Origin of the sequence: Stenotrophomonas sp. B2 (assembly GCF_014947095.1) — a bacterium.
GTDB classification, from domain to species: domain Bacteria; phylum Pseudomonadota; class Gammaproteobacteria; order Xanthomonadales; family Xanthomonadaceae; genus Stenotrophomonas; species Stenotrophomonas maltophilia_P.
Genome location: NZ_JADCQA010000006.1, coordinates 281,892 through 301,003 on the forward strand (window position 1 = coordinate 281,892; position 19,112 = coordinate 301,003).

Annotated in this window: 31 protein-coding genes; all 31 read left to right on the forward strand. The window is 62.7% G+C overall.

Annotation, left to right across the window (positions count from 1 at the left end):
- The first annotated feature begins 43 nt into the window (after positions 1-43).
- Positions 44-418 carry a 30S ribosomal protein S12 gene (gene rpsL, locus IMX13_RS09455; protein WP_004145320.1) on the forward strand — a complete coding sequence of 125 codons (375 nt, stop codon included), beginning with the start codon at positions 44-46 and terminating at the stop codon, positions 416-418.
- Between the two features lie 12 nt (positions 419-430).
- On the forward strand, positions 431-904 hold the full coding sequence (gene rpsG, locus IMX13_RS09460) for a 30S ribosomal protein S7 (RefSeq protein ID WP_053519957.1): 474 nt from the start codon (positions 431-433) through the stop codon (positions 902-904).
- 138 nt (positions 905-1,042) lie between these two features.
- On the forward strand, positions 1,043-3,184 hold the full coding sequence (gene fusA, locus IMX13_RS09465; RefSeq protein WP_049470847.1) for an elongation factor G: 2,142 nt from the start codon (positions 1,043-1,045) through the stop codon (positions 3,182-3,184).
- A gap of 52 nt (positions 3,185-3,236) precedes the next feature.
- A complete protein-coding gene (gene tuf, locus IMX13_RS09470) occupies positions 3,237-4,427 on the forward strand; it encodes an elongation factor Tu (RefSeq protein ID WP_065176003.1) in 1,191 nt (396 codons plus the stop codon).
- Between the two features lie 333 nt (positions 4,428-4,760).
- Complete coding sequence (rpsJ, locus tag IMX13_RS09475) at positions 4,761-5,072, forward strand: 30S ribosomal protein S10 (protein ID WP_005408208.1); 312 nt, start codon at positions 4,761-4,763, stop codon at positions 5,070-5,072.
- A gap of 11 nt (positions 5,073-5,083) precedes the next feature.
- Positions 5,084-5,734 (forward strand): 50S ribosomal protein L3, encoded by a 651-nt coding sequence (rplC, locus tag IMX13_RS09480; protein ID WP_004145336.1) that lies wholly within the window; start codon positions 5,084-5,086, stop codon positions 5,732-5,734.
- Between the two features lie 12 nt (positions 5,735-5,746).
- On the forward strand, positions 5,747-6,352 hold the full coding sequence (rplD, locus tag IMX13_RS09485; protein WP_053519740.1) for a 50S ribosomal protein L4: 606 nt from the start codon (positions 5,747-5,749) through the stop codon (positions 6,350-6,352).
- The gene (rplW, locus tag IMX13_RS09490) at positions 6,349-6,648 is read left to right on the forward strand and encodes a 50S ribosomal protein L23 (RefSeq protein ID WP_004145338.1); all 300 of its coding nucleotides are present in this window, start codon (positions 6,349-6,351) and stop codon (positions 6,646-6,648) included. The genes rplD and rplW overlap by 4 nt, the downstream gene beginning before the upstream one ends.
- 10 nt (positions 6,649-6,658) lie before the next feature.
- Positions 6,659-7,486: a 50S ribosomal protein L2 gene (gene rplB / locus IMX13_RS09495; protein ID WP_065182869.1), complete on the forward strand. Its 828-nt coding sequence runs from the start codon at positions 6,659-6,661 to the stop codon at positions 7,484-7,486.
- Between the two features lie 6 nt (positions 7,487-7,492).
- The gene (gene rpsS / locus IMX13_RS09500; RefSeq protein ID WP_005415413.1) at positions 7,493-7,762 is read left to right on the forward strand and encodes a 30S ribosomal protein S19; all 270 of its coding nucleotides are present in this window, start codon (positions 7,493-7,495) and stop codon (positions 7,760-7,762) included.
- Between the two features lie 12 nt (positions 7,763-7,774).
- Positions 7,775-8,110 carry a 50S ribosomal protein L22 gene (rplV, locus tag IMX13_RS09505; RefSeq protein ID WP_080375339.1) on the forward strand — a complete coding sequence of 112 codons (336 nt, stop codon included), beginning with the start codon at positions 7,775-7,777 and terminating at the stop codon, positions 8,108-8,110.
- Positions 8,111-8,128: 18 nt separating this feature from the next.
- Positions 8,129-8,863, forward strand: coding sequence for a 30S ribosomal protein S3 (gene rpsC, locus IMX13_RS09510; RefSeq protein WP_004145350.1), 735 nt, complete (start codon positions 8,129-8,131; stop codon positions 8,861-8,863).
- 5 nt (positions 8,864-8,868) lie between these two features.
- Positions 8,869-9,282, forward strand: coding sequence for a 50S ribosomal protein L16 (gene rplP / locus IMX13_RS09515; protein ID WP_053519743.1), 414 nt, complete (start codon positions 8,869-8,871; stop codon positions 9,280-9,282).
- Positions 9,282-9,467 carry a 50S ribosomal protein L29 gene (gene rpmC / locus IMX13_RS09520; RefSeq protein WP_004154487.1) on the forward strand — a complete coding sequence of 62 codons (186 nt, stop codon included), beginning with the start codon at positions 9,282-9,284 and terminating at the stop codon, positions 9,465-9,467. The genes rplP and rpmC overlap by 1 nt, the downstream gene beginning before the upstream one ends.
- 11 nt (positions 9,468-9,478) lie before the next feature.
- Positions 9,479-9,748, forward strand: coding sequence for a 30S ribosomal protein S17 (gene rpsQ / locus IMX13_RS09525; protein ID WP_053519744.1), 270 nt, complete (start codon positions 9,479-9,481; stop codon positions 9,746-9,748).
- A 12-nt stretch (positions 9,749-9,760) separates the two neighbouring features.
- Positions 9,761-10,129, forward strand: coding sequence for a 50S ribosomal protein L14 (gene rplN, locus IMX13_RS09530; RefSeq protein WP_010483978.1), 369 nt, complete (start codon positions 9,761-9,763; stop codon positions 10,127-10,129).
- A 16-nt stretch (positions 10,130-10,145) separates the two neighbouring features.
- On the forward strand, positions 10,146-10,463 hold the full coding sequence (rplX, locus tag IMX13_RS09535; protein ID WP_053519745.1) for a 50S ribosomal protein L24: 318 nt from the start codon (positions 10,146-10,148) through the stop codon (positions 10,461-10,463).
- An 11-nt stretch (positions 10,464-10,474) separates the two neighbouring features.
- Positions 10,475-11,017, forward strand: coding sequence for a 50S ribosomal protein L5 (rplE, locus tag IMX13_RS09540; RefSeq protein WP_053519746.1), 543 nt, complete (start codon positions 10,475-10,477; stop codon positions 11,015-11,017).
- Positions 11,018-11,035: 18 nt separating this feature from the next.
- Positions 11,036-11,341 (forward strand): 30S ribosomal protein S14, encoded by a 306-nt coding sequence (rpsN, locus tag IMX13_RS09545; RefSeq protein WP_053519747.1) that lies wholly within the window; start codon positions 11,036-11,038, stop codon positions 11,339-11,341.
- Positions 11,342-11,597: 256 nt separating this feature from the next.
- Entirely contained in the window at positions 11,598-11,996 is a 399-nt protein-coding gene (gene rpsH, locus IMX13_RS09550) for a 30S ribosomal protein S8 (protein ID WP_005415417.1), read from the forward strand.
- 18 nt (positions 11,997-12,014) lie between these two features.
- Complete coding sequence (gene rplF, locus IMX13_RS09555) at positions 12,015-12,539, forward strand: 50S ribosomal protein L6 (RefSeq protein WP_053519748.1); 525 nt, start codon at positions 12,015-12,017, stop codon at positions 12,537-12,539.
- Between the two features lie 31 nt (positions 12,540-12,570).
- Positions 12,571-12,924: a 50S ribosomal protein L18 gene (rplR, locus tag IMX13_RS09560; RefSeq protein ID WP_053519749.1), complete on the forward strand. Its 354-nt coding sequence runs from the start codon at positions 12,571-12,573 to the stop codon at positions 12,922-12,924.
- Between the two features lie 160 nt (positions 12,925-13,084).
- A complete protein-coding gene (rpsE, locus tag IMX13_RS09565) occupies positions 13,085-13,627 on the forward strand; it encodes a 30S ribosomal protein S5 (RefSeq protein WP_005408213.1) in 543 nt (180 codons plus the stop codon).
- Positions 13,620-13,811, forward strand: coding sequence for a 50S ribosomal protein L30 (rpmD, locus tag IMX13_RS09570; protein WP_004145412.1), 192 nt, complete (start codon positions 13,620-13,622; stop codon positions 13,809-13,811). Before rpsE ends, rpmD begins: the two co-directional genes overlap by 8 nt.
- Before the next feature lie 6 nt (positions 13,812-13,817).
- Entirely contained in the window at positions 13,818-14,261 is a 444-nt protein-coding gene (rplO, locus tag IMX13_RS09575; protein ID WP_053519751.1) for a 50S ribosomal protein L15, read from the forward strand.
- 7 nt (positions 14,262-14,268) lie between these two features.
- Positions 14,269-15,636: a preprotein translocase subunit SecY gene (gene secY / locus IMX13_RS09580; RefSeq protein ID WP_005415420.1), complete on the forward strand. Its 1,368-nt coding sequence runs from the start codon at positions 14,269-14,271 to the stop codon at positions 15,634-15,636.
- A 347-nt stretch (positions 15,637-15,983) separates the two neighbouring features.
- Positions 15,984-16,340 carry a 30S ribosomal protein S13 gene (gene rpsM / locus IMX13_RS09585; RefSeq protein ID WP_004154500.1) on the forward strand — a complete coding sequence of 119 codons (357 nt, stop codon included), beginning with the start codon at positions 15,984-15,986 and terminating at the stop codon, positions 16,338-16,340.
- A gap of 11 nt (positions 16,341-16,351) precedes the next feature.
- Positions 16,352-16,741, forward strand: a complete 390-nt coding sequence (gene rpsK, locus IMX13_RS09590; RefSeq protein WP_004145443.1) for a 30S ribosomal protein S11 — start codon at positions 16,352-16,354, stop codon at positions 16,739-16,741.
- Between the two features lie 15 nt (positions 16,742-16,756).
- Complete coding sequence (gene rpsD, locus IMX13_RS09595) at positions 16,757-17,386, forward strand: 30S ribosomal protein S4 (protein WP_004145446.1); 630 nt, start codon at positions 16,757-16,759, stop codon at positions 17,384-17,386.
- Positions 17,387-17,441: 55 nt separating this feature from the next.
- Positions 17,442-18,440, forward strand: coding sequence for a DNA-directed RNA polymerase subunit alpha (rpoA, locus tag IMX13_RS09600; protein WP_004145453.1), 999 nt, complete (start codon positions 17,442-17,444; stop codon positions 18,438-18,440).
- A 191-nt stretch (positions 18,441-18,631) separates the two neighbouring features.
- Positions 18,632-19,015 carry a 50S ribosomal protein L17 gene (rplQ, locus tag IMX13_RS09605; RefSeq protein WP_053519752.1) on the forward strand — a complete coding sequence of 128 codons (384 nt, stop codon included), beginning with the start codon at positions 18,632-18,634 and terminating at the stop codon, positions 19,013-19,015.
- Positions 19,016-19,112 lie beyond the last annotated feature (97 nt).

Genomic DNA, 19,112 nt, shown 5'->3' on the forward strand with positions numbered 1-19,112 from the left:
TCTCTGGCCGGATTTTCCGGCCACCAATCAGAAGAACCTACTGATGGCGACGATCAACCAGCTGGTCCGCAAGCCGCGGCAAGCGACCACCTACAAGAGTGCCTCGCCGGCGCTCGACAAGTGCCCGCAGCGCCGTGGCGTCTGCACCCGTGTCTACACCACCACTCCGAAGAAGCCGAACTCGGCCCTTCGCAAGGTTGCCAAGGTCCGCCTGACCAACCAGGAAGAAGTGATTTCCTACATCGGTGGTGAAGGCCACAACCTGCAGGAGCACTCCGTGGTCCTGATCCGCGGCGGTCGCGTCAAGGACCTGCCGGGTGTGCGTTACCACACCGTTCGTGGCTCGCTCGACGCCGCCGGCGTTGCCAAGCGTCGCCAGGCCCGTTCCAAGTACGGCGCCAAGCGTCCGAAGGCCTAAGGAGAGAGCACTATGTCGCGTAAGGGTAATACTCCGCAGCGTTCCGTCCTGCCCGATCCGAAGCACGGAAGCGAAACCATCGCCCGCTTCATCAACATGGTCATGCAGAGCGGCAAGAAGTCCGTCGCCGAAAAGATCGTGTACGGCGCCATGGACGTGATCACCGAGAAGAACAGCAGCGCCAACGCCATCGAGCTGGTGCAGAAGGCGCTGGACAACGTCGCTCCGGCGGTCGAAGTCAAGTCGCGTCGCGTCGGCGGTGCCACCTACCAGGTGCCGGTCGAAGTGCGTGCCTCGCGCAAGATGGCTCTGGCCATGCGCTGGCTGATCGACTCCGCGCGCAAGCGTGGTGAGAACACCATGCCGAAGAAGCTGGCTGCTGAACTGATCGACGCCTCGGAAAACCGTGGTGGCGCCATCAAGAAGCGCGAAGAAACCCACCGCATGGCCGAAGCCAACAAGGCATTCGCCCACTACCGCTGGTGAGTTTGACGGCCTTGCAAAACAGGCAGGGCAGCACCACCTAGGTGCTGCCTCGCGGTCCCAGAAGGACTGCGCCAACCCGAAGGCCGCCGAAAGGCGGCGTTCGGCCATCCGAAATCCAAGAAATCTGAGAGGCTCCCCGTGGCCCGTTCCACTCCCATCGAGCGTTACCGTAACTTCGGCATCATGGCTCACATCGATGCCGGCAAGACCACCACGTCCGAGCGCATCCTGTTCTACACCGGCAAGAGCCACAAGATCGGTGAAGTGCATGACGGCGCCGCCACCATGGACTGGATGGAGCAGGAGCAGGAGCGTGGCATCACGATCCAGTCCGCTGCCACCACCGCGTTCTGGAAGGGCATGGACAAGTCCCTGCCGGAGCATCGCTTCAACATCATCGACACCCCGGGGCACGTCGACTTCACCATCGAAGTGGAGCGCTCGCTGCGCGTGCTCGACGGTGCGGTGTTCGTGCTGTGTGCCGTCGGTGGCGTGCAGCCGCAGTCGGAAACCGTGTGGCGCCAGGCCAACAAGTACCACGTGCCGCGCATCGCGTTCGTCAACAAGATGGACCGTACCGGTGCCAACTTCCAGAAGGTCGTCGGCCAGCTGAAGGCCAAGCTGGGCGCGGTTGCCGTGCCGATGCAGCTGCCGATCGGCGCTGAAGACAACTTCAAGGGCGTCGTCGACCTGCTGAAGATGAAGGCCATCCACTGGGATGAAGCCTCGCAGGGCATGAAGTTCGAGTACAGCGACATCCCGGCTGAACTGCAGGCAGCTGCTGAAGAAGCCCGCCAGTTCATGGTCGAGACCGCTGCCGAAGCCAGCGAAGAGCTGATGGAGAAGTACCTGGGCGGCGAAGAGCTGGCCGAGGCTGAAATCATCAACGCGCTGCGTACCCGCACCCTGGCCACCGAGATCGTGCCGATGTACTGCGGCTCGGCGTTCAAGAACAAGGGCGTGCAGGCCATGCTGGACGGCGTGATCCAGCTGCTGCCGTCGCCGGTCGATGTGCCGGACGTGAAGGGCGTGGACGTCGACGACGATACCGTCGAGATGACCCGCAAGTCGGATGACAAGGCGCCGTTCTCGTCGCTGGCCTTCAAGATCATCACCGACCCGTTCGTCGGCGCGCTGACCTTCTTCCGCGTCTACTCGGGCACGCTGAACGGTGGTGACACCGTGCTGAACTCGGTGAAGGGCAAGAAGGAGCGCATCGGCCGCATCCTGCAGATGCACTCGAACAACCGCGAGGAAATCAAGGAAGTTCTGGCGGGTGACATCGCTGCGGCCGTGGGCCTGAAGGACACCACCACCGGTGACACCCTGTGCGCCGTGGACGCCCCGATCATCCTGGAGCGCATGACGTTCCCGGAGCCGGTGATCTCGATGGCCGTCGAGCCGAAGACCAAGTCGGACCAGGAAAAGATGGGTCTGGCCCTGGGTCGTCTGGCGCAGGAAGATCCGTCGTTCCGCGTCAAGACCGACGAAGAATCCGGCCAGACCATCATCTCCGGCATGGGCGAGCTGCACCTGGACATCATCGTCGACCGCCTGAAGCGCGAGTTCAACGTTGAAGCCAACGTCGGTGCGCCGCAGGTGGCCTACCGCGAAACGATCACCCTGGCCGACGTCAAGTCGGACTACAAGCACGCCAAGCAGTCCGGTGGTAAGGGTCAGTACGGTCACGTCGTGATCGAGCTGTCGCCGATCACCGCTGAAGACCGTGCCGATCCGAAGCTGGCTCCGGCCATCAAGGACGACTTCCTGTTCATCAACGACATCACTGGCGGCGTGATCCCGAAGGAATTCATTCCGTCGGTCGAGAAGGGCCTGCGCGAAACCATCACCAGCGGCCCGCTGGCTGGCTTCCCGGTCGTGGATGTCAAGGTGAAGCTGGTGTTCGGTTCGTACCACGACGTCGACTCCTCGGAAATGGCGTTCAAGCTGGCTTCGTCGATGGCCTTCAAGCAGGGCTTCGCCAAGGCCAAGCCGGTGCTGCTGGAGCCGATCATGAAGGTCGAGATCGTGACCCCGGAGGATTACCAGGGTGACGTGATGGGCGACGTCAGCCGTCGTCGCGGCGTGCTGCAGGGTTCCGACACCACCGGTGACGGTTCGGCCAGCATCATCAACGCGATGATCCCGCTGGGTGAAATGTTCGGCTACGCCACTGCGCTGCGTTCGCAGACCCAGGGCCGCGCTACCTTCACCATGGAATTCGATCACTACGAGCCGGCTCCGACCAACATCGCCGAAGCCGTCATGAAGAAGGGCTGAGCCTCGCTCAGCCTCTCTTGAAACCACTTACGAACAATCAAGGTATATAACAATGGCAAAGGGTAAGTTCGAGCGCACCAAGCCGCACGTCAACGTCGGCACCATCGGTCACGTCGACCACGGCAAGACCACGCTGACCGCCGCGCTGACCAAGATCGGCGCCGAGCGCTTCGGTGGCGAGTTCAAGGCGTATGACGCCATCGACGCCGCACCGGAAGAAAAGGCTCGTGGCATCACGATCTCGACCGCGCACGTCGAATACGAATCCCCGACCCGTCACTACGCCCACGTTGACTGCCCGGGCCACGCTGACTACGTCAAGAACATGATCACCGGTGCTGCCCAGATGGACGGCGCGATCCTGGTGTGCTCGGCCGCTGACGGCCCGATGCCGCAGACCCGCGAGCACATCCTGCTGTCGCGTCAGGTCGGCGTGCCGTACATCGTGGTGTTCCTGAACAAGGCTGACATGGTCGACGACGCCGAGCTGCTCGAGCTGGTCGAAATGGAAGTGCGCGAACTGCTGAGCAAGTACGAGTTCCCGGGCGACGACACCCCGATCATCTCGGGTTCGGCCCGCCTGGCGCTGGAAGGCGACCAGAGCGAGATCGGCGTGCCGGCGATCCTGAAGCTGGTCGACGCGCTGGACACCTGGATTCCGGAGCCGGAGCGTGCGATCGACAAGCCGTTCCTGATGCCGGTGGAAGACGTGTTCTCGATCTCGGGCCGCGGCACCGTGGTGACCGGTCGTATCGAGCGCGGCGTGATCAAGGTCGGTGACGAAATCGAAATCGTCGGTATCCGTCCGACCCAGAAGACCACGGTGACCGGCGTGGAAATGTTCCGCAAGCTGCTGGACCAGGGCCAGGCAGGCGACAATGCCGGTCTGCTGCTGCGCGGCACCAAGCGTGACGACGTCGAGCGCGGCCAGGTTCTGGCCAAGCCGGGTTCGATCACCCCGCACACCGAGTTCGAAGGCGAAGTGTACGTGCTGTCGAAGGACGAGGGCGGCCGTCACACCCCGTTCTTCAACGGCTACCGCCCGCAGTTCTACTTCCGCACCACCGACATCACCGGCGCTGCCAAGCTGCCGGAAGGCGTGGAAATGGTGATGCCGGGTGACAACGTCAAGATGACCGTGACCCTGATCAACCCGGTCGCGATGGACGAAGGCCTGCGCTTCGCCATCCGCGAAGGTGGCCGCACCGTCGGCGCCGGCGTGGTCTCGAAGATCATCAAGTAATCTGTTAGACTCTGCGCCCCGATGTTGCCTGGGTAGGGCATCGGGGCGTATCAAAATGGGAAAGCAGGCACAGGATGTGCCTTGTGTTCCCCGGACCAGGAAGGGTCAAGGCCATTCAGGCGGCGTCAACAGGAGACTGTTGACAGCTGCCTGGCGTGCCATTATGCTTCTACGTCTGGGCAGGCCGGGAAACTGGTCTGCCTACGTTTTTGAGGTCTACGGATTGACCTTGTCGGCCTGCAGGAGTGCGGGCCGTCCGTATGCAGGAATTTCATGGGGCAAAGCAACCCAGAGGCTTTGTCTGTCGCTCTTTTAACGAAGGAACCTACCGCCATGGCGGACCAAAAGATCCGGATCCGGCTGAAAGCGTTCGATCATCGTCTGATCGACCGTTCGGCCAGCGAGATCGTTGAAACGGCAAAGCGGACCGGCGCGCAAGTGCGTGGCCCGATCCCGCTGCCGACCAAGATCGAGCGTTACACCGTTCTCGTTTCCCCGCACGTCGACAAGGACGCGCGTGACCAGTACGAGACCCGCACGCACAAGCGCGTGCTCGATATCGTTGACCCGAATGACAAGACCGTGGACGCGCTGATGAAGCTCGAACTGGCTGCCGGCGTCGACGTTCAGATCAAGCTGACCTGAGGACTACGACCATGACGAAGAAGTATTCGTTGGGCTTCGTGGGCCGCAAGGCCGGCATGAGCCGCGTGTTCACCGAAGATGGTCGTTCCATCCCGGTGACCCTGATCGAAGCCACCCCGAACCGCATCGCGCAGATCAAGACCGTCGAAACCGACGGCTACAGCGCCGTGCAGGTGACCGTCGGCGCGCGTCGCGCTGCCCTGGTCAACAAGCCGGAAGCCGGCCACTTCGCCAAGGCGAAGGTGGAAGCGGGTCGTGGCCTGTGGGAATTCCGCGTTGAAGACGCGCAGCTCGGCGATTTCGCCGTCGGCGGCGAAGTCAAGGCGGACATCTTCGAAGTCGGCCAGATCGTCGACGTCCAGGGTGTCACCAAGGGTAAGGGTTTCCAGGGCACCATCAAGCGCCACAACTTCCGTATGGGCGATGCAACCCACGGTAACTCGCTGTCGCATCGCGCGCCGGGTTCGCTGGGTCAGCGCCAGACCCCGGGTCGCGTTTTCCCGGGCAAGAAGATGTCGGGCCACATGGGCGCGGTGCAGCAGAGCACCCAGAACCTGGAAGTGGTCAAGGTCGACGTCGAGCGCGGTCTGATTGCGGTTCGCGGCGCCGTTCCTGGCGCGGCGGGTGGCGATGTGATCGTCCGTCCGGCGAGCAAGGCATAAGGAGAGATGACGATGGAACTCGTTATCACGGGTAGCAACAACAAGGTCTCGGTCTCCGACGCCGTGTTCGGTCGCGATTTCAGCGAAGATCTGGTCCACCAGGTCGTCGTTGCTTACCGCAACGCCGGTCGCGCCGGCACCAAGGCACAGAAGACTCGCTCCGAAGTGGCTGGTACCACCAAGAAGTCGAAGAAGCAGAAGGGCGGCGGCGCGCGTCATGGCGCACTGACGGCTCCGATCTTCGTCGGCGGCGGTGTCACCTTCGCGGCCAAGCCGCGCAGCTTCGAGCAGAAGGTCAATCGTAAGCAGTACCGTGCCGCCATGTGCGCGATCCTGTCCGAGCTGAACCGTCAGGGCCGTCTGACCATCGTGGAGGCCTTCGATGTCGAAGCGACCAGCACGAAGGGTCTGATCGCCAAGCTGGCCGGCCTGGAAGTGGGCAAGCGCCCGCTGATCGTCACCGAGGAAGCCTCCGAGCACCTGTACCTGTCCGCCCGCAATCTGCCGTACGTGCAGGTGCGTGACGTGCAGGGCCTGGACCCGGTGTCGCTGGTCGGTGCCGACACGGTCGTCATCACCGCTGACGCGGTCAAGAAGGTCGAGGAGTGGCTGGCATGAACAGCAACGAAAAAATCTTCAGCGTGCTGCGTGCCCCGCGTGTCTCCGAAAAGACCGCGCGCCTGCAGGAACTCTCCAACCAGTATGTCTTCGAAGTTTCGAACGAAGCCACCAAGGCCGATGTAAAGGCCGCGGTTGAGCAGCTGTTCGACGTCAAGGTCGAAGCCGTCAACGTGGTCAACGTCAAGGGCAAGAACAAGTCCTTCCGTAACCGTGCTGGCCGCCGCGGCGATTGGCGCAAGGCGTACGTTCGCCTGGCCGATGGCCAGTCGATCGATGTAACGGCCAAGGCCTGAGGTACATCCCATGCCATTGATGAAATTCAAGCCCACTTCCCCCGGCCGCCGTTCGGCCGTGCGCGTGGTTACGCCCGACCTGCACAAGGGTGCTCCGCACGCTGCGCTGGTCGAGTCGCAGAGCCGCTCGGGTGGTCGTAACCACCACGGCCGCATCACCACCCGTCACGTCGGTGGTGGCCACAAGCAGCACTACCGCATCATCGACTTCAAGCGCAACAAGCTGGGCATCCCGGCGCGCGTGGAACGCATCGAATACGATCCGAACCGCACCGCCCATATCGCCCTGCTGTGCTACGTCGACGGCGAGCGTCGCTACATCATCGCCCCGAAGGGTCTGAAGGCCGGTGATCAGGTGATCGCTGGTTCGGATGCCCCGATCAAGGCGGGCAACACCCTGCCGCTGCGCAACATCCCGGTCGGTACCACCATCCACTGCATCGAGCTGAAGCCGGGCAAGGGCGCTCAGATCGCCCGCGCTGCAGGTGCTGCCGTGCAGCTGGTCGCCCGTGAAGGCGTCTACGCCACCCTGCGTCTGCGCTCGGGTGAAATGCGTAAGGTTCCGGTCGAGTGCTGCGCCACCATCGGCGAAGTCGGCAACGACGAGCACAGCCTGGAAAAGCTGGGCAAGGCCGGTGCCAAGCGCTGGCGCGGCGTCCGCCCGACCGTTCGTGGTGCTGCCATGAACCCGGTTGACCACCCGCACGGTGGTGGTGAGGCCAAGGCCGGCCAGGGTAACCCGCATCCGGTCACCCCGTGGGGTGTCCCGACCAAGGGTTACAAGACGCGCCATAACAAGCGCACTCAGCAGTTCATCGTCCGCGATCGTAGGGGCTAATCGACCATGGCACGTTCACTCAAGAAGGGCCCGTTCGTCGATCACCACCTCGTCAAGAAGGTGGAGGCCGCTGCGGGCAGCAAGAAGCCGATCAAGACCTGGTCGCGCCGTTCGATGATCCTGCCTGACATGGTAGGCATCACCATTGCCGTGCATAACGGCAAGAACCACATCCCGGTTCTCGTCAACGAGAACATGGTCGGCCACAAGCTCGGCGAATTTGCCATCACCCGGACCTTCAAGGGTCACGGTGGTGACAAGAAGTCGGGCAAGTAAGGAGAGATGACAATGGAAGCGAAAGCCATCCTGCGCACTGCGCGCATCTCCCCGCAGAAGGCTCGCCTGGTCGCTGACCAGGTGCGCGGTCTGCCGGCCGAACGTGCGGTCAATCTGCTGAAGTTCTCGGACAAGAAGGCTGCCCACCTGATCAAGAAGGTGGTGGAGTCGGCTATTGCCAACGCCGAGAACAACCAGGGCGCCGACGTCGACGAGCTGAAGGTTCAGACCATCATGGTTGATGAAGGTCCGACCCTGAAGCGTTTCATGGCGCGGGCGAAAGGCCGCGGTACCCGCATCCTCAAGCGCACCAGCCACATCACTGTGGTTGTGGGCGCCGGCAAGTAAGCGGATAAGGAAAAGACCATGGGTCATAAAGTTCATCCGATTGGTATCCGTCTCGGTATTTCCAAGGACTGGAACTCCAAGTGGTACGCCAACAAGGCCGAGTTCGCTGGTTACCTGGCAGCCGACCTGAAAGTTCGCGAAATGCTGCGCAAGAAGCTGGCTCAGGCCGGCATCAGCAAGATCCTGATCGAGCGTCCGGCCAAGACCGCGCGCGTGACGATCCACACCGCCCGTCCGGGCGTGGTGATCGGCAAGCGTGGTGAGGACATCGAGAAGCTGCGCAAGGAAGTGAGCGAGATGATGGGCGTTCCGGCGCACATCAACGTCACCGAAGTGCGCAAGCCGGAACTGGACGCGCAGCTCGTTGCCGAGTCGATCGCCCAGCAGCTGGAGCGTCGCATCATGTTCCGCCGCGCAATGAAGCGCTCGGTGGGCAACGCGATGCGCCTGGGTGCCCTGGGCATCAAGGTCAACGTGGGTGGCCGCCTCAACGGTGCTGAAATCGCCCGTTCGGAGTGGTACCGCGAAGGCCGCGTGCCGCTGCACACCCTGCGTGCCGACATCGACTATGGCTTCGCTGAAGCCAAGACGACCTACGGCATCATCGGCATCAAGGTCTGGATCTACAAGGGCGAGGTCTTCGATTTCTCCCAGGTTGGCCAGGAAAAGCAGGACGACACCCCGTCGCGCAACGATCGTCACGATCGCGGCGACCGTGGTGACCGTCAGCGCCCGGCCCGTGAAGCGAGGTAACGACAATGTTGCAACCCAAGCGAACCAAGTACCGCAAGGTACACAAGGGCCGTAACGAAGGCCTGAGCTGGAGCGCCAACGCTGTCAGCTTCGGCGAATACGGCCTGAAGGCAACCGCACACGGTCAGCTGACCGCGCGTCAGATCGAAGCGGCTCGCCGCTCGATCAGCCGCTACGTCAAGCGCGGCGGCAAGATGTGGATCCGCGTGTTCCCCGACAAGCCCATCACCAAGAAGCCCATCGAAGTTCGAATGGGTTCGGGTAAGGGTAACGTGGAATACTGGGTGGCCCAGATCCAGCCCGGCCGCATGATCTATGAAATCGAGGGTGTTTCCGAGGAAGTGGCTCGCGAGGCGTTCCGCCTGGCCGCCGCCAAGCTCTCGGTCACCACCACTTTCGTGACCCGTACGGTGCGCTGATGGATATCAAAACTCTCCGTGAAAAGTCGGCTGACGAACTCAAGGCCCACCTGATCGACCTGCGTAAGGAACAGTTCTCTGTCCGTATGCAGCAGGTCACCGGCCAGCTGCCGAAGACCCACGACATCCGCCGGGTCCGTCGCGAGATTGCTCGCGTCAAGACCCTGCTCGGCAGCACGAAGTAAGGATGGCCGCTATGAGCGACAATACTGAAAACAAGACGCTGCGCACGGTCGAAGGCCGTGTCGTCAGCAACAAGATGGACAAGACGGTTACCGTCCTGGTTGAGCGTCAGGTCAAGCACGCACTGTACGGCAAGTACATCAAGCGCTCGACGAAGCTGCACGCCCACGATGCCGACAACGCCTGCAAGGAAGGCGATGTCGTCCGCGTGACCGAGATTGCTCCGATGTCCAAGACCAAGAACTGGCGCGTGGTGGAAGTCATCACGCGTGCGGCTGAATAAGGAGTCTGAATCATGATCCAGATGCAGAGCTACCTTGACGTCGCGGACAATTCGGGTGCCAAGCAGGTGATGTGCTTCAAGGTGCTGGGTGGTTCCAAGCGCCGTTACGCCGGCATCGGCGACATCATCAAGGTCACCGTGAAGGATGCGATTCCGCGCGGCAAGGTCAAGAAGGGTGAAGTGTATGACGCCGTCGTGGTGCGTACCCGCAAGGGTGTGCGTCGCGCCGACGGCTCGCTGATCCGCTTCGACGGCAACGCTGCCGTCCTGCTGAACAACAAGCAGGAGCCGATCGGTACCCGTATCTTCGGGCCGGTGACCCGTGAACTTCGTTCGGAGAAGTTCATGAAGATCGTCTCGCTCGCTCCCGAAGTGCTGTGAGCGACAGGAGATAATCATGGCTAACCGTATCAAGAAGGGCGACCAGGTCGTCGTCAACACCGGCAAGGACAAGGGCAAGCAGGGCGAAGTCGTCCGCGTCGACGGCGACCGTGTGGTCGTCGCCAACGTGAACATCGTCAAGCGCCACACCAAGCCGAACCCGCAGGCAGGCGTTGCCGGCGGCGTGGTCGAGCGTGAAGCTTCGATCCATATCTCCAACGTGAATGTGCTGAACCCGGCTTCGGGCAAGGGCGAACGCGTTGGCTTCAAGGTGCTGGAGGATGGACGCAAACTGCGTGTGTTCCGCTCCAGCGGTGAGGCGCTCGACGCCTGAGGAATGAGAAGATGACTTCCCGTCTCGAAAAGTTCTACAAGGACGAAGTGGTGCCGGCGCTGATGAAGCAGTTCGGCTACACCAATCCGATGGAAGTGCCGAAGCTCGTCAAGGTCACCCTGAACATGGGTGTCGGCGAAGCGGCCACCAACAAGAAGATCCTGGAAAACGCCGTCGGCGACATGACCAAGATTTCCGGCCAGAAGCCGGTTGTCACCAAGTCGCGTATTTCGGTTGCGTCGTTCAAGATCCGCGATGGTTGGCCGATCGGCTGCAAGACCACGCTGCGTCGCCACAAGATGTACGAGTTCCTGGATCGCCTGATCAACATCTCGCTGCCGCGCGTGCGCGACTTCCGTGGTGTCTCCGGTCGTTCCTTCGACGGTCGCGGCAACTTCAACATGGGTGTGAAGGAACAGATCATCTTCCCGGAAATCGACTTCGACGCTGTCGACGCGATCCGCGGTATGGATATCGCCATCACCACCACTGCGAAGACCGACGCGGAAGCGAAGGCGCTGCTGGCAGCGTTCAAGTTCCCGTTCCGTAACTGATCCGTCGAGGAAACCGAAATGGCAAAGACCTCCATGGTCAACCGCGACATCAAGCGGGAAAAGCTGGCCAAGAAGTACGCTGAGAAGCGTGCTGCTCTGAAGAAGATCGTGTCCTCGGTGGACGCGAGCTACGACGAGAAGATCGAAGCTGCTGCCAAGCTGGCCAAGCTGCCGCGCGATTCGTCGCCGAGCCGCCAGCGCAACCGCTGCGAACTGTCCGGCCGTCCGCGTGGCGTTTACAGCAAGTTCGGCCTGGGCCGCAACAAGCTGCGTGAAGCCACCATGCGTGGCGACGTCCCGGGTCTGCGCAAGGCCAGCTGGTAATCCCAGCCGGTCCTGCGATCAGGCGCCCCCCGGGGGTTCCTGAACCGGGGAGGGGAGGCATTCAGCCTCCCTTTCGCAAAAAACCCGAAGAGCCCGACGCAAGTCGGGCTCTTTTGGCGTATACTCCCGCGTCTTGCCCTGTGCAGACGGGGTTGTAGGGCGGGCCACAGGTCCGCTGCATCAAGGGACCTGGCCCGTTTCCAGGAGACAACAGATTTTCGCGAAAGCGGATATCGGTGCACTCAAAGGTACTCATATGAGCATGACTGATCCCATCGCCGACCTGCTGGTCCGCATCAAGAATGCGGCCGCGGTTGGCAAGCAGACGGTGAAAGCCCCGTCGTCCAAGATCAAGGTTGCGATCGCCCAGGTCCTGAAGGACGAGGGTTACATCACCGACCTGCGCGTTACCCAGCTGGAGAACAACAAGGCCGAGCTGGAAATCGTGCTGAAGTATTTCGAAGGCAAGCCGGTCATCGCGACCCTGAAGCGCTTCTCGCGTTCGGGCCTGCGCCAGTACCGCGGCAAGAGCGAGCTGCCGAAGGTCATGAACGGCCTGGGCATCTCCATCATTTCCACCTCCAAGGGCATCATGACTGATGCGCAGGCGCGCCAGCTGGGCGTCGGCGGCGAAGTCCTGTGCTTCGTGGCCTAAGGCGAAAGGAGTAGAACTATGTCCCGCGTAGCCAAGAAGCCGATCGACCTGGGTAAGGTTGAACTGAACGTCCAGTCGGAAAGCGTCACCGCCAAGGGCCCGAAGGGCACCCTGTCGCTGGCCAAGCCGGCCGGTATTGCCATCAACGTCGATAACGGCGTTGCCACCCTGAGCACCGAGAACGTCGAACTGGTCGCACTGACCGGTACCGTGCGTGCGATCCTGGCCAACATGGTCAAGGGCGTGTCCGAAGGCTTCGAGCGCAAGCTGGAGCTGGTCGGCGTGGGTTACCGCGCTGCCATGCAGGGCAAGGACCTGAGCCTGTCGCTGGGCTTCTCGCACCCGGTCGTGTTCGTGGCGCCGGAAGGCATCACGCTGTCCACCCCGACCCAGACCGAGATCCTGGTCCAGGGCGCGGACAAGCAGGCCGTCGGTGAAGTTGCCGCCAAGATCCGTGCGTTCCGCAAGCCGGAGCCGTACAAGGGCAAGGGCGTGAAGTACTCCGACGAAGTCATCATCCGTAAGGAAGCCAAGAAGGCCTAATAGGCGCTTCCGCTTTCATAGGAAAAACATCATGAACAAGAACATCGCCCGCCTGCGTCGCGCCAAGTCGACCCGCGCCCACATCCGTGAGCTCGGCGTCGCCCGCCTGTCGGTGCTGCGCACCGGCCAGCACCTGTATGCCCAGGTCTTCACCGCCGACGGTTCCAAGGTGCTGGCTGCCGCCAACACCACCCAGACCGACGTCAAGGAAGGCCTGAAGAGCGGCAAGAATGTCGATGCCGCCGCCAAGGTTGGCCGCATCGTCGCTGAGCGTGCCAAGGCCGCCGGCGTCGAGAAGGTTGCCTTCGATCGTTCGGGTTACCGTTACCACGGCCGTATCAAGGCCCTGGCAGAGGCTGCCCGCGAAGCCGGCCTGCAGTTCTAAGGGATCGGGGCAGGGGGCCGATGGCCCCCTGTCCGCCTGCTCGCCAGCCTGAGCGAGGCTGGACGGCGCCATTCTTCTGTAGTGGCCCACCGGAACGACGCGTCATTCCACAACCATAAGCGGCCCTGAGCCGTACATACCCAACAACCAAGGAATCAACATGGCAGAAGAGCGTCAGCAGCGGGGTCGCGATCGCGACCGTAACCGCGAAGAGAAGATCGACGACGGCATGATCGAAAAGCTGGTCGCGGTCAACCGCGTCAGCAAGACCGTCAAGGGTGGTCGCCAGTTCACCTTCACCGCCCTGACCGTGGTCGGCGACGGCGAAGGCAAGGTCGGTTTCGGTTATGGCAAGGCCCGCGAAGTGCCGGTCGCCATCCAGAAGTCGATGGAACAGGCCCGCAAGAACCTGGTCAGCGTTGACCTGAACAACGGCACCCTGTGGCACACCATCAAGGATGGTCATGGCGCAGCCCGCGTGTTCATGCAGCCGGCTTCGGAAGGTACCGGCGTCATCGCCGGCGGTGCCATGCGCGCCGTCCTGGAAGCGGTTGGCGTGAAGAACGTGCTGGCCAAGGCCACCGGTTCGCGCAACCCGATCAACCTGGTGCGTGCCACCGTGAAGGGCCTGTCTGCAGCGCAGTCGCCGGCCCGCATCGCGGCCAAGCGCGGCAAGAAGGTGGAGGAACTCAACCATGGCTAATGAGTCCAACAAGACTGTGAAGGTGCGCCTGGTGCGCGGCCTGCGTGGTGCTCAGTCGCGTCACCGTCTGTCGGTGCGTGCCCTGGGTCTGAACAAGCTCAACGATGTGCGTGAACTGAAGGACAGCCCGCAGGTTCGCGGCCTGATCAATACCGTTCACTACCTCGTCAAGGTTGAGGAGTAATCGATCATGACTCTGCGTCTCAATGAACTGAGCCCGGCACCGGGCGCCCGTACCGAGCGCACCCGCGTCGGTCGCGGTATCGGCTCGGGCCTGGGCAAGACTGCCGGCCGCGGCCACAAGGGTTCGTTCGCCCGCAAGGGTGGCGGCAAGATCAAGGCCGGCTTCGAAGGCGGCCAGACCCCCATGCAGCGTCGTCTGCCGAAGATCGGCTTCCGTTCGCCGATCGCCAAGGACACCGCTGAAGTGCTGCTGTACCAGCTGGACAAGCTGCCGGCCGGCGAGATCGACTTCGCCGCCCTGCGTGCCGCCAAGCTGGTCCCGAGCACTGCCAAGAAGGCCAAGGTCGTCGTCAAGGGCGAAGTGACCAAGGCGTTCACCCTGAAGGGTGTTGCTGCCACGGCCGGTGCCAAGGCTGCGATCGAAGCTGCCGGCGGCAGCGTAACGGAGTAAGAAAATCATGGCGCAAGCTGGCATCGGTAACCTCGCGGGCGGAATGGGCAAGTTCACTGAACTTCGCCAACGTTTGCTGTTCGTCGTCGGGGCTTTGATCGTCTATCGCATCGGCTGCTACGTGCCGGTGCCGGGCGTCAATCCCGATGCCATGCTTGCCATGATGCAACAGCAGGGCGGCGGCATCGTGGACATGTTCAACATGTTCTCGGGCGGCGCCCTGCACCGTTTCAGCATCTTCGCGCTGAACGTGATGCCGTACATCTCGGCATCGATCGTGATGCAGCTGGCCGTGCACATCTTCCCCGCCCTGAAGGCGATGCAGAAGGAAGGTGAGTCCGGTCGCCGCAAGATCACCCAGTATTCGCGCATCGGCGCCGTGCTGCTGGCAGTGGTGCAGGGCGGTTCGATCGCTCTGGCCCTGCAGGGCCAGGTCTCGCCGTCGGGCGCTCCGGTCGTGTACGCGCCGGGCATGGGCTTCGTGCTCACCGCCGTGGTCGCGCTGACCGCCGGCACCATGTTCCTGATGTGGGTCGGTGAGCAGGTCACCGAGCGCGGCATCGGCAACGGCGTGTCGCTGATCATCTTCGCCGGTATCGTGGCGGGCCTGCCGGGCGCGGTCATCCATACCTTCGATGCCTACCGCGACGGCAACATCCAGTTCATCCAGCTGCTGCTGATCGCCATCGTCGTTCTCGCCTTCACCTTCTTCGTGGTGTTCGTCGAGCGCGGCCAGCGCCGGATCACGGTCAATTACGCGCGCCGCCAGGGCGGTCGCAATGCGTACATGAACCAGACCTCGTTCCTGCCGCTGAAGCTCAACATGGCCGGCGTCATCCCGGCGATCTTCGCCTCGAGCCTGCTGGCCTTCCCGGCCACCCTGGCCATGTGGTCCGGCCAGGCGGCCAACCAGAGCAGCTTCGGCCAGGTCCTGCAGAAGGTCGCCAACGCGCTGGGTCCGGGCGAGCCGCTGCACATGATCGTGTTCGCTGCGCTGATCACCGGTTTCGCGTTCTTCTATACCGCGTTGGTGTTCAACTCGCAGGAAACCGCCGACAACCTGAAGAAGTCGGGCGCGCTGATTCCGGGCATCCGTCCGGGCAAGGCCACTGCCGACTACATCGACGGCGTGCTGACCCGCCTGACCGCAGCCGGCTCGGCCTACCTGGTGATCGTCTGCCTGCTGCCGGAACTGATGCGCACGCAGCTGAACGCCTCGTTCTACTTTGGCGGTACCTCGCTGCTGATCGTGGTGGTGGTGGTGATGGACTTCATCGCCCAGGTGCAGGCGCACCTGATGTCCCACCAGTACGAGAGCCTGCTGAAGAAGGCCAACCTGAAGGGTGGCAACCGCGGCGGTTTTGCCCGCGGCTGATTCGCCTGTTATACTTTCGTCTTCCTGACGTGATGGTCCCTCCGCTTCGCGGACTCCGGCCACACAAACGAAGGGCGGCCCCCGCAGCGGTTCCGGGTGGGGGTGTGATGAGGCGGTCCCGCGCAGGAGTAGCGCGGGCGGCCCCGGGAGACCTCCCGGGATCAACCCCATCCGGCGCCGGAGCCTGGGCACACTCCCCAGGCCGGGTTCATGAAACCTCTGGTTTCACGGGCTTCCATGTAAACCGGAACCTTGTTAGTATCGCTAGTTCACTTTTTTGATCCATCCTGCCGGATTGGCGTGCCCGAGGCGCGCTGTCGGCCATCACTCAGCTGGAGAACCGCGTCATGGCGCGTATTGCAGGCGTCAACCTGCCAGCCCAGAAGCATGTCTGGGTCGGGTTGCAAAGCATTTACGGCATCGGCCGTACCCGTTCGAAGAAGGTCTGCGAAGTCGCAGGCGTCGCTTCGACCACCAAGATCCGCGATCTGTCGGAGCCGGAAATCGAGCGCCTGCGCGCCGAAGTCGGCAAGTACATCGTGGAAGGCGATCTGCGCCGTGAGATCGGCATCGCGATCAAGCGCCTGATGGACCTGGGCTGCTACCGCGGCCTGCGTCACCGTCGTGGCCTCCCGCTGCGTGGCCAGCGCACCCGTACCAACGCCCGCACCCGCAAGGGTCCGCGCAAGGCGATCAAGAAGTAAGGGACTGAGAAATGGCTAAGCCCGCTGCTAAGACCAAGAAGAAGATCAAGCGCGTCGTCACTGACGGCGTTGCCCACGTCCACGCTTCGTTCAACAACACCATCGTCACCATCACCGACCGCCAGGGCAATGCTCTGTCGTGGGCGACCTCCGGTGGCGCTGGCTTCCGCGGTTCGCGCAAGTCGACCCCGTTCGCTGCCCAGGTGGCTGCCGAGAAGGCCGGTCGTGCTGCGCTGGACTACGGCGTGAAGTCGCTGGAAGTCCGCATCAAGGGCCCGGGTCCGGGCCGTGAGTCGGCCGTGCGTTCGTTGAACAACGTCGGCTACAAGATCACCAACATCATCGACGTGACGCCCATCCCGCACAACGGGTGCCGTCCGCCGAAGAAGCGTCGCGTCTAAAGGGAGCGATAAGAAATGGCTCGTTATATCGGTCCTACCTGTAAGCTCGCCCGCCGCGAAGGCGCCGACCTGTCCCTGAAGAGCCCGGCGCGTGCGCTGGACTCCAAGTGCAAGCTGGAGCAGAAGCCCGGCCAGCATGGCGCCACTGCCCGCAAGGGCAAGCTGTCCGACTACGCCACCCAGCTGCGTGAAAAGCAGAAGGTCAAGCGTATCTACGGCCTGCTGGAGCGTCAGTTCCGCAACTACTACAAGAAGGCCTCGACCAAGAAGGGCAACACCGGCGAGAACCTGCTGCAGCTGCTGGAAACCCGCCTGGACAACGTCGTCTACCGCATGGGCTTCGCCGTGACCCGTCCGGCTGCCCGCCAGCTGGTGTCGCACCGCGGCGTCACCGTGAATGGCAAGTCGGTCAACCTGGCTTCGTACCAGGTCAAGGCTGGCGATGCCATCGCGCTGTCCGAGAAGGCTGCCAAGCAGCTGCGCGTCCAGGAAGCCCTGACCGTCGCCGCACAGCATGACCTGAGCCCGTCGTGGGTTGAAGTGGATTCCGGCAAGTTCACCGGCATCTTCAAGGCGGTTCCGGATCGTTCGGATCTGCCTGCGGACATCAACGAAGCGCTGATCGTCGAGCTGTATTCGAAGTAATTCACATTGGAGAGCCCCCGGCGACGGCCGGGGGTTCACTAGGAGAACCCGCAACATGACGGTTACCGCCAACCAGGTTCTGCGTCCTCGCGGTCCGCAGATCGAACGCCTTACCGACACCCGTGCAAAGGTCGTTATCGAACCTTTGGAGCGGGGTTACGGGCATACGCTGGGCAACGCCCTGCGTCGCGTGCTGCTGTCGTCCATCCCGGGCTTCGCCATCACGGAAGTCGAAATCGACGGCGTGTTGCATGAGTACACCACGGTCGAAGGTCTGCAGGAGGACGTGCTCGAAGTCCTGCTGAACCTGAAGGACGTGGCCATCCGTATGCACTCCGGCGACAGCGCCACCCTGTCCCTGTCCAAGCAGGGCCCGGGCGTTGTCACCGCTGCCGATATCAAGGTCGACCACAATGTGGAGATCCTGAACGGCGACCATGTGATCTGCCACCTGACCAAGGATACGGCAGTGAACATGCGTCTGAAGATCGAGCGTGGTTTCGGCTACCAGCCGGCTGCTGCGCGTCGTCGTCCGGACGAAGAAACCCGTGCCATCGGCCGCCTGGTCCTGGATGCCTCGTTCTCGCCGGTCCGCCGCGTCGCCTATGCCGTGGAAGCGGCCCGCGTCGAACAGCGTACCGACCTGGACAAGCTGGTCATCGATATCGAGACCAACGGCACCATCGATGCCGAGGAAGCCGTGCGCACCGCCGCCGACATCCTCAGCGACCAGCTGTCGGTGTTCGGTGACTTCACCCACCGCGACCGCGGTGCGGCCAAGCCGGCCAACAACGGCGTGGATCCGGTGCTGCTGCGCCCGATCGACGATCTGGAGCTGACCGTGCGTTCGGCCAACTGCCTGAAGGCTGAAAGCATCTACTACATCGGCGATCTGATCCAGAAGACCGAAGTGGAGTTGCTGAAGACCCCGAACCTGGGCAAGAAGTCGCTCACCGAGATCAAGGAAGTGCTGGCCCAGCGTGGCCTGTCGCTTGGCATGAAGCTGGAGAACTGGCCGCCGGCCGGCGTCGCCAGCCACGGCATGCTGGGCTGATAAAGCCTCCTGCTGTACCCGGAGGCTCCACCGTCAGCGGTGGAGCCTTCACCGCAAGATGCCATGACGAACCGCAGGTTCGCGGGCAGGTCGTCCAGGACGGGCGGCCAGGACCATCCGCAGTCCGTGCAGCAACGCCAGGATGGCGACAACGATCCACACAGCCACATCATTAATCAAGGAACATCACCATGCGTCACCAGAAGTCTGGCCGTAAGTTCAGCCGTACCAGCGCCCATCGCGAAGCGATGTTCAAGAACATGGCCGCCTCGCTGTTCAAGCACGAGCTGATCAAGACCACCCTGCCGAAGGCCAAGGAACTGCGCCGCGTCGCCGAGCCGCTGATCACCCTGGCCAAGGTCGATTCCGTTGCCAACCGCCGTCTGGCCTTTGCCCGCCTGCGTGACAACGAAGCCGTGGGCAACCTGTTCACCATCCTGGGCCCGCGCTACGCGAACCGTCCGGGTGGCTACCTGCGTCTGCTGAAGTGCGGCTTCCGCGCCGGCGACAATGCTCCGATGGCCTACGTCGAGCTGGTCGACCGTCCGGCCGTGGCCGAGGAAGTGGCCGAGTAATCGGACCGCTCCAACGCGACACAGTGAAAGCCCGGCATCTGCCGGGCTTTTGCGTTCTGGTAGCGCCGGGCGATGCCCGGCGTTTACGTTTCCGCTG